Here is a 13,499-nt window from a genome sequence, read left to right as displayed (position 1 = left end):
CATGGCGCGCTGTCCTGGTTGTCAGCAGGTTGCGTCTGGGGCTGTGCCTGCGATGAACACAAGCAGGTAGCCGCCTGCCATGACGAAGATTCCGGTAGTCGCCAGAACGAGTGAGGGTGCGCTGGTGCGGGCGTGGTTTTTCCAGAGGTAGGCCAGGAGGAGTAGGGCTAGGGCGAGCATGATTATGGAGCCGGTGGTTTGGATGCCTTCGAGCAGTGCGTAGTCGTGATCTCGCTGGGCTCGGCTGCCGTGGGCGCCGATATCGCAGAAGTCGCCGTTTGCCGGGGTGATCAGGTAGCCAACTATGGCGATCGCCGGGCCGATGACTATGGAGCTGACGATGTAGATCACCGCGAGCAATAGCGGCCGGTTCTTGATCATGGTGTCAGACAGTAGCGTTCCGCCGTGGAGGGTTGGGGGCGGTTCTGTGTGGGTATGGAGATCACTGTCTGTCGTTGTCTCATGCTGGGGGAATCGTGCCTGAATCCGATCGCCGACTTCATGGAAACTCCAGTGCCGCTCCGACATTCGTGTTCGTGCACGGTTTGGCGAGTAACAGCTTCTACTGGACTCCGGTGGTTCGCGAATTGGCATTGCTCGGGCATCGCAGTCTTCCGGTGGACCTGCCCGGGCATGGGCTGGACGCCTCGATACCGCTGTCCTACCAGGTGCGAGATATCGGGGCATTCACCACCGGGTCGTCGCCGATGGCCTCGATCACCGTGCAGGACAATGTCGACCACGTAATTCAGTCGGTGCGGAGTGTGCGGCGGCATGGACCGGTCATTCTGGTCGGGCACAGCCTCGGCGGCATTACCGTCGGTCTGGTCGGCAATGCCATACCCGAGGATATTCATCGGATCGTCTACCTGTCCGCGTTCTGCCCGTCCACCGCGGATGCCCCCAGCGCCATGGCGTTGAGTCAGACTCCCGAAGCTTTGAAGGATGTGCCGGTCCCGAATCCGGATCACTCGCTGTTTCTGGGGATGGAGCCGGTGTCCCGCGGCCTGATTCGCTTCGATCTGCGTTCGGCCGATATCGAAGCGCTCGAGGATTTCCGGCTGACCAATATGCCCGAGGCCACTCTGGAACAGCTGCTCGCCGTGATGAATTTCGGCATGCAACCGGAGGACGGGGCGCAGACCAGCTTTGCCGAGGCGCGGGTCGAGGCGGACACGTGGGGACGCATACCCCGCAGCTATATTCGCCTGACCCGCGACAATGTCATCTCCGCGGCATTGGCCACGAAAATGATCGACGATGCCGACCAGCTCACCCCGAATAATCCCTTCGACGTCCACAGCCTGGCTGCCGGTCATGTGGGAGTCGTCTTCCGGGCGCGCGAGCTGGCGGCCATCCTCGACAGGCTCGTCTGAGCCGAAAGTCTCAGCCGCCCAAGGCAAGTCCGGTGAACGACTGGAGTGCGGCATCGATGGGGTGGGGCTGGGGTTTGCCTGCGGAGTCGAGGCGGTTCCAGCGCTGGAGGTTCACCGCGATGGACATTTGCCGCTTGCCGTCGGCGCTGGTCAGGGATATTGCGCCGCCGCCCCAGACCGAACCTTCATGGCCCCAATAGATGCCGTGTCCGGGAACTGTCACCTTGTGCAGGCCCAGACCGTATTCGATTGTCTTTCCCTCGAAGGAGATGACCGGACCGGTGCGCTGCATCTGTTGCAGGGAGGCCGGGCTGATGATTTCACCGGCCAGCAGCAGGCCGAAGAAGCGGTTCAGGTCGGCGACGGTCGAGATCAGCGAGGCGGCCGGACCCACGAAAGACATGTCGTAGACGCTGAAATCGCGCGGCGGGTCGATCATGCCCATCCACGACTCGTAGTGGAGCGAATGCGGTCCGTGGATCTGCGTTTCGGTCGCAAGCTCGGTGTCCCGCAGTCCGGCACGCTCGATCACGTTGCGGGTGATGCATTTTTCCGCCGTGGTACCGGTAATCGATTCCAGGAGTTGGGACATGAGCAGGTAATTGGTGTTCGAGTACACCCCTGGCGTGCTGCCCGGGGCTCCTGTGGCAGGAGCGGCGACCCCCATCGCGATCAGATCGGGTGCGTGAAACTTGGTGAACCGGTTGTCATCCAGGCTTGCCGGTGTTGTTTTCGCCACGACCGGGAAAGCCGCGAGGGACGAGTAGGCGTACGGGAGGTATTCGGCCAGGCCGCTCGTGTGGTTGATCAACATCCGGACCGTGATCGCCGCGCCGCGTTCGCCGGGGACCAGCTGCGGCAGGTAGTGCCCGATGGGGGTATCGAGTCCGATTTCACCCTCGTCGACCAGCTGCAATACGGCGGCGGCGGTGAACGACTTGGTGATGCTGCCGACGCGGTGTCGCATATCGACGGTGACGGGGCGGCCGGTGGCGAGATCGGCGAATCCGGCTGCGCCACGCCAGATTTGGCCGTTGTCGCGCACCTCGGCGAAAACACCGGGCATGCCCGCGTGATGGATGTTCTCCAGGGTGGTCTGTAGCTTCTCGGGATCGAATGTGCCGGTCATGGCACAACTATCGAACGAGCGGTCCCCCACCGTATTGGAAAAATCTTCCCCACGCCTCGTACCGATGATGCGCGATGGCGGGCAGATAGTGCGCCCTCAGCGCCCCCGGCGAGCGTTCGGTGAAGATCGACACGTCCCGGCACAGATGAGCCTGATCGCTGTATCCGCAATCCATCGCGACATCGGCGGCGGGGCGGCCCGCCAGCAGTCCATCGACCGCCGACCGGAATCGCACGAGCATTGCCGCCCGCTTGGGTGTCAGGCCGATCTGGGATTCGAACCGCCCCCACAACCGCTTATGACTCCAGCCGAGGGATTCGGCGAGCTCGCCGATCTTCACCTGGCCGCCGGAGGTGACTATGCGATTCCAGCCCTCCAGCACTTCCGAATCGGGTGTCCGCCTCGGCCTTTCACACTGCGCCAGAAACGATTTCGTCAGCGAAAAGCGTTCGTCCCAACTGCGAGTGGACGCGAGCTGCTCACGCAGTCGCCGAGCCCGCTCTCCCCACAGCTCCTCCAGGCCGATCGCACCCCGGCCCAAATCCGTTGGGGCAATACCCAATAGCGAATACGCCTGTATCGGCGACAAACGAATCTCGATGCACGCCGTCTGCTCACTGCGAATCCGCATGGCCGACTGGGAAAGCCCCGCAACGAAGCCGCCGAGGGTTCGCTGCCCGTCGGCATCGTCGATGATCAGCCCGTGCTCCCCGAATTCGATCAGCACGGTGACCGCCGCCGCCCCGGCGACCCGAAGATCCAGCCCGCCGGGGCTCACAGCGCGGTACCCGATCATCGCGGCACCCAGGGGCCCGGCGTCGCCGGTCTCCGCGAAATCCCACCGCACATCGGATTCGCGGCCCAAGTCCACAGTTCCCACCCGTCCAGACTACGGAAACGTGTGTTCCAGCGGTCAGTACGGCGCGGGGACGTCGATCGTCAGCTCGGTCGGGCTGGGGTTCGTGCTCACCTGGACAGCGACGCGGCCCGACCCGGGGAGCGTGAAGAAGGCGGCGTTCCACCCGTAGTGACCGTCGTGCTGGGTGGCCCGCGTCTCGGTCATACTCACGCCGGTATCCAGGTTGCGCATGGTGACCGTGGCCGAAATCGAACAATTGTCTCCGCCGCCTTGCGAAGCGGACAGCGAGCCCGCCGGACCACCGGCGGCGTCGGCAACGAAGTTCACCTGCACCCGTGCCGAGCTATCGATGAAATCGGCGAACTCACGGGCTTGCTGGCCCTGACTGGCCGAGACCTCGGTCTTGACCGTTCCCGCACACCCTGGTCCGCCGTCCACGTGCGCGGGTTCGAATGACACCGGGTCCGCAGATGCCGGACCAGCGGATATGGCCAATACAACGATCGGCAGAATCGATACCGCCGCATACTTCGGAACGCCTCGCATCGTGACTCCCGTCCTTGCGCGGATCGTGAGCGGGTGAACAGACCGTGTGGACCGTGCACCCGCCGTTGATCCAGCGATCATCTGGCAAAGGTTCAAGCTAGCAGCCGACCGGATCCACTCGACGTCCCGACCTTGGCTGGGGTTCGTCCCAGCCTTGGCGTGTTCAGCGGCAGATCTTGGCCGCGACGTCGGACGGCACACCGATCTCGGTGCAGCGCAGGGCGCTGCCGAGATTCGTGGGCTTCCAGCCGCCTTCGGCCGCCACATAGTGGAACAGGACCTGAGCGCGATTGACGGTGTTGTTGTGAGTTCCGCTGTGCGCCATCGCCCAATTACCGGCACAGTCGATCTGGTCCTCGAGTTCAACGGGTTCCGCCAACCGCGACTCGATATCCGTGCCCTTCAATGCCGCGAGCAGAACGGATTTGGAGACCGGGCACACCGACGGAGTGTTTCCCGAGGTCGGATCCGTTGCCTGCGTGGGAAAGTCGCGGTCCGGGGTCACCGTGCGATTGTCGGAGCCAAGGCTCAACGTGACGACCACCGGGCCACCCGAGGGGCAGCAGCTCGCATCCTGACCCGCCAGCCAGCGGTACTGCACGCGGACACTGCGATCCGACGAACCGACAACCGTCGTATAAGAGGTCGAATTCTTGGTCGCGGTACCCAGGTATCCGGCGTGATTGAACAGCATCACATGCCAAGGCGAGCTCGCGGTGCCGTGCGGCGTACCCGCGAGCACCCACAGCAAACTCGGGCACGAGCCGACCGCGGCCTCGGTGCCACTGTCCGCATAGAAGCCCTCACCGCCCACATTCGCGCCAAGCGTGGCGAGCGCGGCCGTGACCACCCCGGAGTTCAGATCCACGCATTGACCATTCCCGGCCGTGGCGGGTGCATCATTCCCCCCGGGCTTCGTGGTGGCCGATGACGGCTGCGTGCCGGGCGACCCCTGATCGCCCGACCCCTGATCGCCCGACGGCTGAGCCGATCCCGGCGAGGTGACCGTGACCGATGGTGACGCCGACGACCCCCCACCCGCAGTAGTCCCGCCGTCCTGACATGCCGTGGCCAATGCGACCGCAGCGATCGCGGCGACAATCCCGACCATGCGTTTCATAGGTGTCCTTCCATCCGGTATCACCGAGTAAGTCGCGCGCCGAGCAAGAACCGTTGCGCCCCCGATTCCATGGGCACGCCGGACGAAACACTTCGGCCCCTGCCGCACAGCAGGTTACGGCAGGTCGTAGCAGTGATCGATGTGCAGATGACTGATGATCACCACGTCCAGTGGATCCGCGGAGCGGCGGCGCGGTCTGACGACGCTAGATGACGTCGTCGTTGCTCGACGGCGGGTTGCCGGTATTCAGATCGGTGTCCGCCGAGCCGTGCGCCGAGCGTCGCCGCAGCAGCAACACCACACCGACCACGATCACCAGGGCGAGAATGACGAAGATCTCCATGGCGATCGCTTACCCACTGGGTTAACGGCTATTCGTCCGCGAACTTCGACCCCGGCCCGGTCACCTGACCTGCGCGATTACTCGCCGTGCGGGTGCCGCTCGGCGGTCCGAAGCAGGCGGATGACCGCGCGTCCGACGACAATCCGCTGTTGTCCGGCAGAGGAGGACCGCTTGGCACGCCGCAGCGCCGCGGAAACGGTCGTGCCGTGCTCGACTGCGGTGACGACCCGTGGATCGACATTTGAGTCCCCCCACCCGCACCGACTGGGACCCGGTTTCCAAGCAGCCGTTCTTCAAATCGGCGGCCGCGCAGCTGATCCGGATATCCGATTGACTTGCCCGTGAGAGGGCCGGCGGCGTGGTGGATTGAGTTCGCGAGAGTCGGGTAGTGCTGAAGTCGTACCGCGAACGAGATTCCTGCCAGGAGACCAGCATGGGTGTTGTCGACAGCACTGTTTCCCGAACGTTCGAGGGCTTGGCGGGCTGCGAGACGCAGTCTTCCACTGCGGGATCCCATTGGGTGCGGCCTTGCATGTCGGCGACCCCCAGTACAAGAAACTGCTCAGCGCGCCGGAATATCCTGCGGTGGCGCGGATCTCGAAGAGGATCGGCCTGCCCGGCGGGATTCCCGACGTGCTGGGTTCGGTCAGTTGAGTCGCGAGCATAAGACGATGGCCGAGATCGGCGACCTTGCGCACCGTCTGGCCGGCGCGGCCGAACGGGCGGGCCGCACCGTAGCGGTCGCGGAATCGTTGACCTGCGGACAGTTGTCCTCGGCACTCGGCGCCGCACCCGACTCCGCCCGCTGGTTGCGGGGCGCGGTAGTGGCCTACAGCGCCCAGGTCAAACATCGGGTGCTCGGAGTCCCCGAGGTTCCCGTCGTCTCCGAGACCGCCGCGCACGCCATGGCCGCCGGAGTGCGGACGTTGCTCGGTGCGGATATCGCGATAGCGGTCACCGGCGTCGGAGGTCCAGGTGCTCAGGACGGCGAGACCGCGGGCTCGGTGTGGCTGGCCGTGGACACCGACGACAGCGCTTGGGCCAAGCATGAGCAATTCTCCTGTGAGCCAGAGGAAGTACTGGCCGCAGCCGTCGAGACTGCCCTTCTCATGCTGCTTCACGCTGTCGCGGGCTCAAGCGGTTCTCAGCATTCAGTCACTGTCCTTGGACGCTGAATGCCCCCTGGTTTGTGGAGCTCGATGCGGGCAACCGTGCGGCATGAACGACGGGGATGTCGCGGTCGCCCCGCCCGACCGCTGGCAGGCGGCCAACCGCGACGAGATGCGGTCGTCGAGGGTGAGGCAGCATGAAAGGTGAGGCACCATATCGACGCCGCCGAGAAGGCCAAGGACGCGGCCGAATCGGTCAAGGACAAGCTGCAGGGCACTGACCCTGCACAGAGTGCGGGCCGTCCCGATCAGGGTGGGTCCGCACTCTGTCTTTTCGGCTGCTCAGTTCGGTCATGTCGGCCCACTCCGCGCAAGTCCCGAATCACACAGTCCTAGTTTGGGATTCACTGTCCGGGCCGGGGCACGTCACCGCGCCACCCGCCGGTCTCGTGCGGTTGCTTCTCGATGAATTCCTTGAATCGCGTCAGGTCACCCTTGACGCGGTGGTCGAGTAGGCCGGTCTTGTCGGCGACGTTCTCGATGAACCCCTCGGGATCGATGTCCATCTGCGTGATGACGCGGGTGGTGTCGTCGTCGATGCGGTGGAAGGTGACGACGCCGGCGTGGCAGGGGCCGCTGTCGGAGTGCCAGGCGACGCGCTCGTCGGGGTGTTGTTCGGTGATGGTGGCGTCGAATTCACGTTCCACCGGGCCGATCTTGACCTTCCAGTGCGTACGGGTCGGGCCGAGCTGCTCGACCTGCTGCACGCCCTCCATGAACTGCGGGAACGATTCGAATTGGGTCCACTGGTTGTAGGCGGTGTGCAGCGGAACGTCGACGTTTGCGGACGCGGTGACGGTGCTCATTCGGATCTCCTTTTTCTGTTGCTTCTTCAGCTCGCCTACCCCGTCGATCGGAACGGAAACGGCGAGCGACCCGATTGAGCCGGACTCGGCGGGGTAGAGCGTGAACGAAACCCCTTTCTCGCATCGTTTCAGGAGGACACCCATGCCGCAGCAGCCCATTCAGAGTCCGCTCAGCGGTGACGCACTGCGGGAAACCGGCGATGCGCTGCAGCAGACGGTCGTCGATCTGATCGACCTGTCGCTGATCGCCAAGCAGGCGCATTGGAACGTCGTCGGACCGCATTTCCGATCCGTGCATCTGCTGCTCGACGAAGTAGTCGCCGCCACAAGGGGATTCACCGATGCCGCGGCGGAGCGAGCGACCGCGATCGGCGTCAGCCCCAACGGGCAGGCCGCGACCGTGGTCAAAGAGTCCTCGACCAGCGGAATCGAGTCCGGCTGGCAATCCGACTCCGTCGTCATCGCGGCGATGGTGACCAACCTGCGGGACGTCATCACCCGACTCCGGCGGCATATCGAGGTGACCGAAACTTCCGATCCGGTCACTCAGGATCTGCTCATCGGCGTCGCCGCCCGCCTCGAACAGCTGCACTGGATGTGGCAGGCACAGCAGGCTTGACCCCGGTCGACGTGATGGTGGTCCGGGCGGCAGCCTCGGAGCCGCCACCCGGACCGCGGATTTACGCGCTTTGCGGTTTGGTGATGGCGTCGCGGGCGCGGTCGAGCATGGCCGCGAACGACCCCACCAGCAGATTGGCCTCGACCGATTCGACACCCGGATGCGGGCGCGTCGGGGCCAGCGATTCGGCGATCTCGACCGCGCGCCGCATGGCCCGCAGTTGGCGCGGCTCGAGCTCGTGACGCAACAGCGAGAACTCTTCCTGCTCTTCGTGTTCGGCATGCGCGATGACGTCCTCGCGCAACTGCGCCAGTCCCTTCTCGAACTCGGGGGAGGCGATGTCGAGCGATTCGAGTTCGGCCAGTTGCTGTTTGGCCTCGTGTTCTTCGCGCAGTCGCGCGCTGACCACACTGGCCCCGTCCTCGATCTCGGTGCGGGCGCGCGGATGGATGATCTCCTCCTCGGCCGTTTCGTGTACCGCCAGCAGCCGCCGCAAGGTCCGGAAGTTGGCCTCTCGCTCCGCCGTAGCGGTGGCGTCGAGGGTCTGGGCGAACAGTGTCTTGATCAGTTGGTGCTGGCGCAGCAGCAATTCGAGCGCGTCGCCGATGCCTTCGGGTTCGCCGCCGGGCTGTGTGCGGCCGGGGTCGTTGTCGTGGCTGTGCGCTCCCGCCTCGCGCGGATCGGCGGCGTTCTTCTCTCCGAAGCTGCCGCTGCTAGCCTTACCGCCCTTGCGGGCTTGTTCGGCGGTGTCCGGCCGATTGCCGAACTGTCCAGGATTGCCGGTGTCTGCCATGAGATGTTCCTCCTGTTCGCGAGTGATCACCGGCACCGGGCCGGGTCCGTTCGCCGTACCCCGATTCGGAGGTCTCATGCACGAAGGTCAGGGCAGTCCGGTGCCGCCGACCGGTCCGTGCGTCGCGCCGGCGACCACCCGCGGCAAGACCGCGCCGAGAAGCACCATGCCGACGCCGAGCACGAAGTGCAGCCAGTCGTCGGCGGTGTTGAGCGGGACGAAGGGCCCGGCCGCCCCCCCAAGCCGACATCTACCCCAGTCAAAGACGACACCGAAACCCTCTGCGCCACAGCCCTAGTCACCATGCTCGAGGTGAAGGTCGGATAGTCAGCAAGCCGGTCAGAGGTCACGGATGTGGAAGCAGTTCGGGTTGCGCAAGTCGCTTGATGGTTCCCGCGGGGCTCGTATCGCTGCGACCGAACACAGCATCGAAGTAGGCCAGTAGGCAGGAGCGTTGGAGGTCAACCGAGCGGCCTGCGTCGATCGGGCCGATCGCCTCATTCCTCATACCTGCGCTCAGCAGGCCCGCCGTGGCCAGTCCCGCCACGATCACCTGTCCGTCGGTGAGGGACATGTGCCGAGTGCCCGCAATGCGCAGCGGCACCTTCAATCCGGTATTGGTTGCCCAATTCGATTCCCAGCCAGCGTTTCCGAACCATGGGGAGGTGTCGCTGGCAAGCATCAACAGCGGCCGATCGAGACCTTCGGAGAGAACGGAGCCCAGTATCGGCCCGTCCAGATTGACACCGGCGGCGATCCTCGAGTCGTCGTGCATGGTTTGCGCGGTGGTCGACCCGCCGAGAGAATGGCCGAACATACCGACCTTCGTCAGGTCCAGATCATCGGCGAGGTGTTGCGGTAGCTCAGAACCCGCCTCGGTGGAGTGTCCGGCCGCGGCGGCGAGTTGATCGAGCACGAATCGCGTATCGGCCACCCGGGTCGGGAGTAACACATCGGACAGGACGCTCGGCGGCGAATCCAAAGGCACCGCACTATGTTCGGTGCGCCCATCGGGGAATTGAACCGCGAATGCCTCGTGGGTGTGATTAATAGCCACCACGACGTAGCCATGACTGGCAAGATCTTCGGCCTGAGCCGTACTCAGCCCGGTGGTGTCGTCCATTCCGGGAGAATTCAGCAGGATCGGAAACCGCCCGCCGCCGGTTCGAGCCTGCGCGTCGCCGCGACTATGGCTCGGCGCGAGTGCCCAACTGCCGGAAGGAACACCGCTCTGGGCTAGGAAGTAACGCTGTTCTTCCTGCCCGCCCGGCGGCATCCACGATGCCAGGGGCGAGGTGTCAGCGTCGTCAGCCGGATACCAAATCTGCACCATCAGTTCGCGACGGCGGCTGGCCTCCCACGGATCGGCACGATTGGCATCGATGAGATGCCATTCGGTGACGCCCACCGAATCGCCCCCCGTCGGAACAGGCAAACTGATCGTGACAGCCGAATCCGCAGGTGCACCGGGGCTCGCTTCCGCGATGCCAGTGGCAGCCGCGGCAGCCAACGATGCTGCGGCAACGGCCACAACCCGCAGTCGTAACCCCATGCGTTCCAAGATAATTCCCCCGACTCGATATGCACCTCGGTTGGCACCATACAAGATCGAATACGAACACGGGCCACTGATCGCCAAGTCAGGCAGGCCGCAGCATTCCGCGGAGCGTTGTCCCATTGCCGAGGACCAGGTTCTGTGTTTCGCGGAATCCCGCATGTTCTGCCATTGCGGCGCTGGTCGGGTTCGTGGCCACCACGAATACGTCGGTGTCCGCGTTGTCGATTCTCGCCCTGACCATTTCGGAGGTCAGGCCTTTGCCTCGTGCGCGCGGCACAGCGGCCCCGACTGCCAGGTACAGATGAGGGGTCGTGGGCCGCAGACTCTCGATTCGGCGGGAGGTGATGAGAGCGCGCGGTGCGGCCGAACCCAGAGCGCGAATCAGACTGAGCGGCTTAGCCATCGGGACGCGCACACCTGACCGCTCCCATAGCAGGACAGTCGTCACGCCCTCGCTGTCCGAAGCCGTATCGACGATCCCGCCGCGCCGCCTGGCTTCCACTCGTGAATGCCAGAACAATGGCAAGGCCTGTCGGCGACGCTCCGGCTCCGGCCAGAAGTAGGCCATCAACGGATCGTCCATGAACGCCTCGGCGAGAACCCGCGCTTCCGGTGTCATGGCGTCGAGATTAGTTCGATATCGCTCGAGCTGCGCGCATGGCGGCTTCGAGGAAGGGCGGTTATCCGGGTGCTCCCGGATAACTGAGGCCGACGAGTTTGGTCAGGAAGCGGTCTAGTTGTTCGGCGGCGGGGGGCCAGGGGAGGTCGGGTTCGTTGATGCGTTGGGCGAGCATGCCGTTCACTGCGGTGCGTAGGTCTATGGCGACTGTGGTGGGGTTGTCGGTGGGGGCGAGGTTTGCGTCCATGCAGCGTTGGACGGCGGCGACGGTGCGTTGGACCATCACCTCTTTGAAGGGCATGCCTAGGCGGCGGTGTACCGAACTCTCGTGCAGGACTTTGTAGAGGCCGGGGTGTTGCTGCGCCCAGGCGACCTGAGCGAGCATGCGGGCGCGGAGGGCGTGGCCGGGGTCCTGTTCGGCGGCATCGGCCGCGTCGCCGACGCCTACCAGTTCCTCTTGGCAGCGCTGGGCCACGGCGACCACCAGCGAATCTCGGTCGGGGAAGTGCAGATACACCGAGGTGGCGGCTATTCCGATCGTGCGGGCCACGGCGCGCAGGGACATCGCCTCATCGTCGGCGAGTTCGTCGAGCATCGTCATCGCGGTCGTGACGATTTCCTCGCGGAGCATCTCTCCGCGTCCCCGGGCATTCGGGCGGCGGCGCGGTGCCGCGATCTCGTCCATAACCCGCATTGTAACTGGACACCCATTGCGCTACCTTTATAGCGCTACAGCTGTAGCGCGACATATGTTCATATAACGAGGAGTGGTCACCATGACCGCAGTCACCCCGCCCTCCGTCACCGAAGTCGCCGCACTGGACGCGATGTTCGCGCAAATGGACGCGGCTACCTCCGGGCACGTCAACGCGGTATCCGGCCTGAGCGATCGGGAGAAGGTGCTGCTGCGCCTGACGGCCGACGTCTGCGCCCAGACCCTCGGACTCCCCTTCGAACTCCACCTCCGCGATGGACTACAACTCGGAGTGACCACCGCAGACGTGCGCGCACTGCTGCGCCTGATCTCCTACGACAGCGGGTATCACACGGCCCTGGCCGCCCTCGACCGCCTCGCCGAGCTGGAAACGGCTCTGGGACTGCCGAATCCGAATGTCGGGGAACTACCCGGCGAATTCCTGACCAGCGGACCCGACGCCCCGCCGTCGCCGCTGCCGGAATCGGCGCGCGCCATCCTGGCTCAGCTGGATCCGTATTTCCTGGACTACTTCGATCTCCAGTCCCGGATGCGCACCCCTTCAGGCCCGGATACCCTCACCATTCGCGAAAGAGCCTTCGCCACAATGAGTATCGATATCCACTACCAAACCCTCGACGACACCTTCCGCGTCCACATCCAACGAGCCCTCGGCGGCGGCGCATCCGTAGACGACGTCCGAGACGTACTGCGCTTCAACGCCCAATTCGGCGCCACACGGATCTGGCAGGCCTGGAAGGCATTTCACGTCCACGCCGCCGAGGCAGGCTGGGCCCTCGACTGACGGCGCGCCGCGAGGGAGCATTCGACGGCCCACGCGCCTGGCGGTGCGGCGTTTTCGACCGTAATGATGGGTGGGTGAACTTGTTTCGATTGGCTGAGCCCCCGTTATTCACTCGGCTGCATGATGCGGCACGGGTGCTGATCGCGGGGGCCGGAGGCGGATTCGATGTCTTCGGCGGCGTGCCACTCGCGGTCGCGCTGGAAGCGATGGGCAAGCGGGTGTATCTGGCGAACCTGTCGTTCAGCGATCTGCGCCGGATCGCTATCGATGACTGGATCGCGCCAGGTGTGGCTGCGGTGCAGCCGGACACGGTCGGCAATGACGAGTACTTTCCCGAGCGGACATTGGCACGGTGGTTGGCGAGCACGGGGCGCGAGCCGATCGTGTTCGCCTTCCCCAAGTCCGGTGTCCAGCCGCTCCGTGCCGCGTACCGGTCCCTGATCGAGCATCTCGACATCGATGCCCTGGTGCTGATCGACGGCGGCACCGACATCCTGTTGCGCGGAGACGAAGCCGGTCTGGGCACACCGCACGAGGACATGACCAGTCTCGCGGCCGTCGCCGGGCTGGACGACCTTCTCCGCCTTGTCGTCTCAATAGGATTCGGCATCGACGCCTACCACGGTGTCTGTCACGCCCATGTGCTGGAGAATCTCGCCGCGTTGCAACGCAGTCACGCGTTCCTCGGAGCGCTGTCCATCCCGCCGGATAGCCTCGAATCGATGGCCTACCGTGACGCGGTCGCCTACTCGCTGACCGAGAATCCTTTGCGCCCCAGCATCGTTCACACCCAGATCGCCGATGCGCTATGCGGTCGATTCGGCGACGTACACGCTACCGACCGAACCCGAGGTTCGCAGCTGTTCGTCAACCCACTGATGGCGACCTATCTGACGGTCAACCTCCCCGCACTGGCCGCCACCGTCGAATACCTGCCCTCGCTGGAACCGACCGAACATGCCTACCAGGTGGCCCAGCTGATCGAAGCGCATCTGACATCGCGCCCCAAACCTCGTCCGCCGGTGCGCTTCCCGCACTGACCGCCACAGGTTGTCATTGCACG

The 13,499-nt window shown here is 64.7% G+C and carries 18 protein-coding genes and 1 pseudogene; 6 read left to right on the top strand and 13 right to left on the bottom strand.

Annotated elements, in window-relative coordinates:
• Positions 1 to 21 precede the first annotated feature (21 nt).
• On the bottom strand, positions 22 to 381 hold the full coding sequence (locus tag AB0N05_RS11935) for a hypothetical protein (RefSeq protein ID WP_364691266.1): 360 nt from the start codon (positions 379 to 381) through the stop codon (positions 22 to 24).
• A 95-nt stretch (positions 382 to 476) separates the two neighbouring features.
• On the opposite strand from AB0N05_RS11935, the gene AB0N05_RS11930 reads away from it, so the two are divergent.
• On the top strand, positions 477 to 1,376 hold the full coding sequence (locus tag AB0N05_RS11930) for an alpha/beta fold hydrolase (RefSeq protein WP_364691263.1): 900 nt from the start codon (positions 477 to 479) through the stop codon (positions 1,374 to 1,376).
• 10 nt (positions 1,377 to 1,386) lie between these two features.
• Here the strand turns inward: AB0N05_RS11930 and AB0N05_RS11925 are convergent, their stop codons facing one another.
• From AB0N05_RS11925 to AB0N05_RS11900, 6 genes are all read right to left on the bottom strand, one after another.
• Entirely contained in the window at positions 1,387 to 2,505 is a 1,119-nt protein-coding gene (locus AB0N05_RS11925) for a serine hydrolase domain-containing protein (RefSeq protein WP_364691260.1), read from the bottom strand.
• A gap of 7 nt (positions 2,506 to 2,512) precedes the next feature.
• Positions 2,513 to 3,385, bottom strand: coding sequence for a helix-turn-helix domain-containing protein (locus AB0N05_RS11920; protein WP_364691257.1), 873 nt, complete (start codon positions 3,383 to 3,385; stop codon positions 2,513 to 2,515).
• Positions 3,386 to 3,418: 33 nt separating this feature from the next.
• Positions 3,419 to 3,823 carry a hypothetical protein gene (locus AB0N05_RS11915; RefSeq protein ID WP_364691254.1) on the bottom strand — a complete coding sequence of 135 codons (405 nt, stop codon included), beginning with the start codon at positions 3,821 to 3,823 and terminating at the stop codon, positions 3,419 to 3,421.
• Positions 3,824 to 4,073: 250 nt separating this feature from the next.
• Positions 4,074 to 4,778 carry an LppP/LprE family lipoprotein gene (locus AB0N05_RS11910; protein ID WP_364691251.1) on the bottom strand — a complete coding sequence of 235 codons (705 nt, stop codon included), beginning with the start codon at positions 4,776 to 4,778 and terminating at the stop codon, positions 4,074 to 4,076.
• 366 nt (positions 4,779 to 5,144) lie between these two features.
• Positions 5,145 to 5,276: an MBL fold metallo-hydrolase gene (locus AB0N05_RS11905; RefSeq protein WP_364692308.1), complete on the bottom strand. Its 132-nt coding sequence runs from the start codon at positions 5,274 to 5,276 to the stop codon at positions 5,145 to 5,147.
• Positions 5,236 to 5,373 carry a hypothetical protein gene (locus AB0N05_RS11900; protein ID WP_364691248.1) on the bottom strand — a complete coding sequence of 46 codons (138 nt, stop codon included), beginning with the start codon at positions 5,371 to 5,373 and terminating at the stop codon, positions 5,236 to 5,238. Before AB0N05_RS11900 ends, AB0N05_RS11905 begins: the two co-directional genes overlap by 41 nt.
• A gap of 528 nt (positions 5,374 to 5,901) precedes the next feature.
• Here AB0N05_RS11900 and AB0N05_RS11895 point away from each other — a divergent pair.
• The gene (locus AB0N05_RS11895; protein ID WP_364691245.1) at positions 5,902 to 6,027 is read left to right on the top strand and encodes a hypothetical protein; all 126 of its coding nucleotides are present in this window, start codon (positions 5,902 to 5,904) and stop codon (positions 6,025 to 6,027) included.
• A gap of 17 nt (positions 6,028 to 6,044) precedes the next feature.
• Complete coding sequence (locus AB0N05_RS11890; RefSeq protein ID WP_364691242.1) at positions 6,045 to 6,548, top strand: nicotinamide-nucleotide amidohydrolase family protein; 504 nt, start codon at positions 6,045 to 6,047, stop codon at positions 6,546 to 6,548.
• A 338-nt stretch (positions 6,549 to 6,886) separates the two neighbouring features.
• Here the strand turns inward: AB0N05_RS11890 and AB0N05_RS11885 are convergent, their stop codons facing one another.
• Positions 6,887 to 7,348 carry an SRPBCC family protein gene (locus AB0N05_RS11885; protein ID WP_364691239.1) on the bottom strand — a complete coding sequence of 154 codons (462 nt, stop codon included), beginning with the start codon at positions 7,346 to 7,348 and terminating at the stop codon, positions 6,887 to 6,889.
• Positions 7,349 to 7,490: 142 nt separating this feature from the next.
• On the opposite strand from AB0N05_RS11885, the gene AB0N05_RS11880 reads away from it, so the two are divergent.
• A complete protein-coding gene (locus AB0N05_RS11880) occupies positions 7,491 to 7,967 on the top strand; it encodes a DNA starvation/stationary phase protection protein (RefSeq protein ID WP_364691236.1) in 477 nt (158 codons plus the stop codon).
• Between the two features lie 61 nt (positions 7,968 to 8,028).
• On the opposite strand, the gene AB0N05_RS11875 is transcribed toward AB0N05_RS11880, so the two are convergent.
• From AB0N05_RS11875 to AB0N05_RS11855, 5 genes and pseudogenes are all read right to left on the bottom strand, one after another.
• Positions 8,029 to 8,574, bottom strand: a complete 546-nt coding sequence (locus AB0N05_RS11875; protein ID WP_364692305.1) for a hemerythrin domain-containing protein — start codon at positions 8,572 to 8,574, stop codon at positions 8,029 to 8,031.
• A 273-nt stretch (positions 8,575 to 8,847) separates the two neighbouring features.
• Positions 8,848 to 9,021: pseudogene (locus AB0N05_RS11870) on the bottom strand (DUF4383 domain-containing protein); the annotation flags it as partial.
• Positions 9,022 to 9,106: 85 nt separating this feature from the next.
• Positions 9,107 to 10,168, bottom strand: coding sequence for a hypothetical protein (locus AB0N05_RS11865; protein ID WP_364691234.1), 1,062 nt, complete (start codon positions 10,166 to 10,168; stop codon positions 9,107 to 9,109).
• 232 nt (positions 10,169 to 10,400) lie between these two features.
• The gene (locus AB0N05_RS11860) at positions 10,401 to 10,937 is read right to left on the bottom strand and encodes a hypothetical protein (protein ID WP_364691231.1); all 537 of its coding nucleotides are present in this window, start codon (positions 10,935 to 10,937) and stop codon (positions 10,401 to 10,403) included.
• Between the two features lie 61 nt (positions 10,938 to 10,998).
• Entirely contained in the window at positions 10,999 to 11,622 is a 624-nt protein-coding gene (locus AB0N05_RS11855; RefSeq protein ID WP_364691228.1) for a TetR/AcrR family transcriptional regulator, read from the bottom strand.
• A 91-nt stretch (positions 11,623 to 11,713) separates the two neighbouring features.
• Here AB0N05_RS11855 and AB0N05_RS11850 point away from each other — a divergent pair, with 91 nt between their 5' ends.
• On the top strand, positions 11,714 to 12,436 hold the full coding sequence (locus tag AB0N05_RS11850; protein ID WP_364691225.1) for a carboxymuconolactone decarboxylase family protein: 723 nt from the start codon (positions 11,714 to 11,716) through the stop codon (positions 12,434 to 12,436).
• A 74-nt stretch (positions 12,437 to 12,510) separates the two neighbouring features.
• A complete protein-coding gene (locus AB0N05_RS11845; RefSeq protein WP_364691222.1) occupies positions 12,511 to 13,476 on the top strand; it encodes a DUF1152 domain-containing protein in 966 nt (321 codons plus the stop codon).
• The last annotated feature ends 23 nt before the right edge of the window (positions 13,477 to 13,499 follow it).

The organism is Nocardia sp. NPDC051030 (assembly GCF_040683015.1).
Taxonomy (GTDB): Bacteria; Actinomycetota; Actinomycetes; order Mycobacteriales; family Mycobacteriaceae; genus Nocardia.
The sequence above is the reverse complement of the archived record's forward strand: the minus strand, read 5'-3'. Positions and strand labels throughout refer to the sequence as shown.

Bases quoted from the DNA above. Each gene is read 5' to 3' on its own strand.
- AB0N05_RS11890 (WP_364691242.1), top strand. From the start codon at position 6,045: ATGGCCGAGATCGGCGACCTTGCGCACCGTCTGGCCGGCGCGGCCGAA.
- AB0N05_RS11900 (WP_364691248.1), bottom strand. From the start codon at position 5,373: ATGGAGATCTTCGTCATTCTCGCCCTGGTGATCGTGGTCGGTGTGGTG.
- AB0N05_RS11880 (WP_364691236.1), top strand. From the start codon at position 7,491: ATGCCGCAGCAGCCCATTCAGAGTCCGCTCAGCGGTGACGCACTGCGG.
- AB0N05_RS11935 (WP_364691266.1), bottom strand. From the start codon at position 381: ATGATCAAGAACCGGCCGCTATTGCTCGCGGTGATCTACATCGTCAGC.
- AB0N05_RS11855 (WP_364691228.1), bottom strand. From the start codon at position 11,622: ATGGACGAGATCGCGGCACCGCGCCGCCGCCCGAATGCCCGGGGACGC.
- AB0N05_RS11885 (WP_364691239.1), bottom strand. From the start codon at position 7,348: ATGAGCACCGTCACCGCGTCCGCAAACGTCGACGTTCCGCTGCACACC.
- AB0N05_RS11850 (WP_364691225.1), top strand. From the start codon at position 11,714: ATGACCGCAGTCACCCCGCCCTCCGTCACCGAAGTCGCCGCACTGGAC.
- AB0N05_RS11925 (WP_364691260.1), bottom strand. From the start codon at position 2,505: ATGACCGGCACATTCGATCCCGAGAAGCTACAGACCACCCTGGAGAAC.
- AB0N05_RS11860 (WP_364691231.1), bottom strand. From the start codon at position 10,937: ATGACACCGGAAGCGCGGGTTCTCGCCGAGGCGTTCATGGACGATCCG.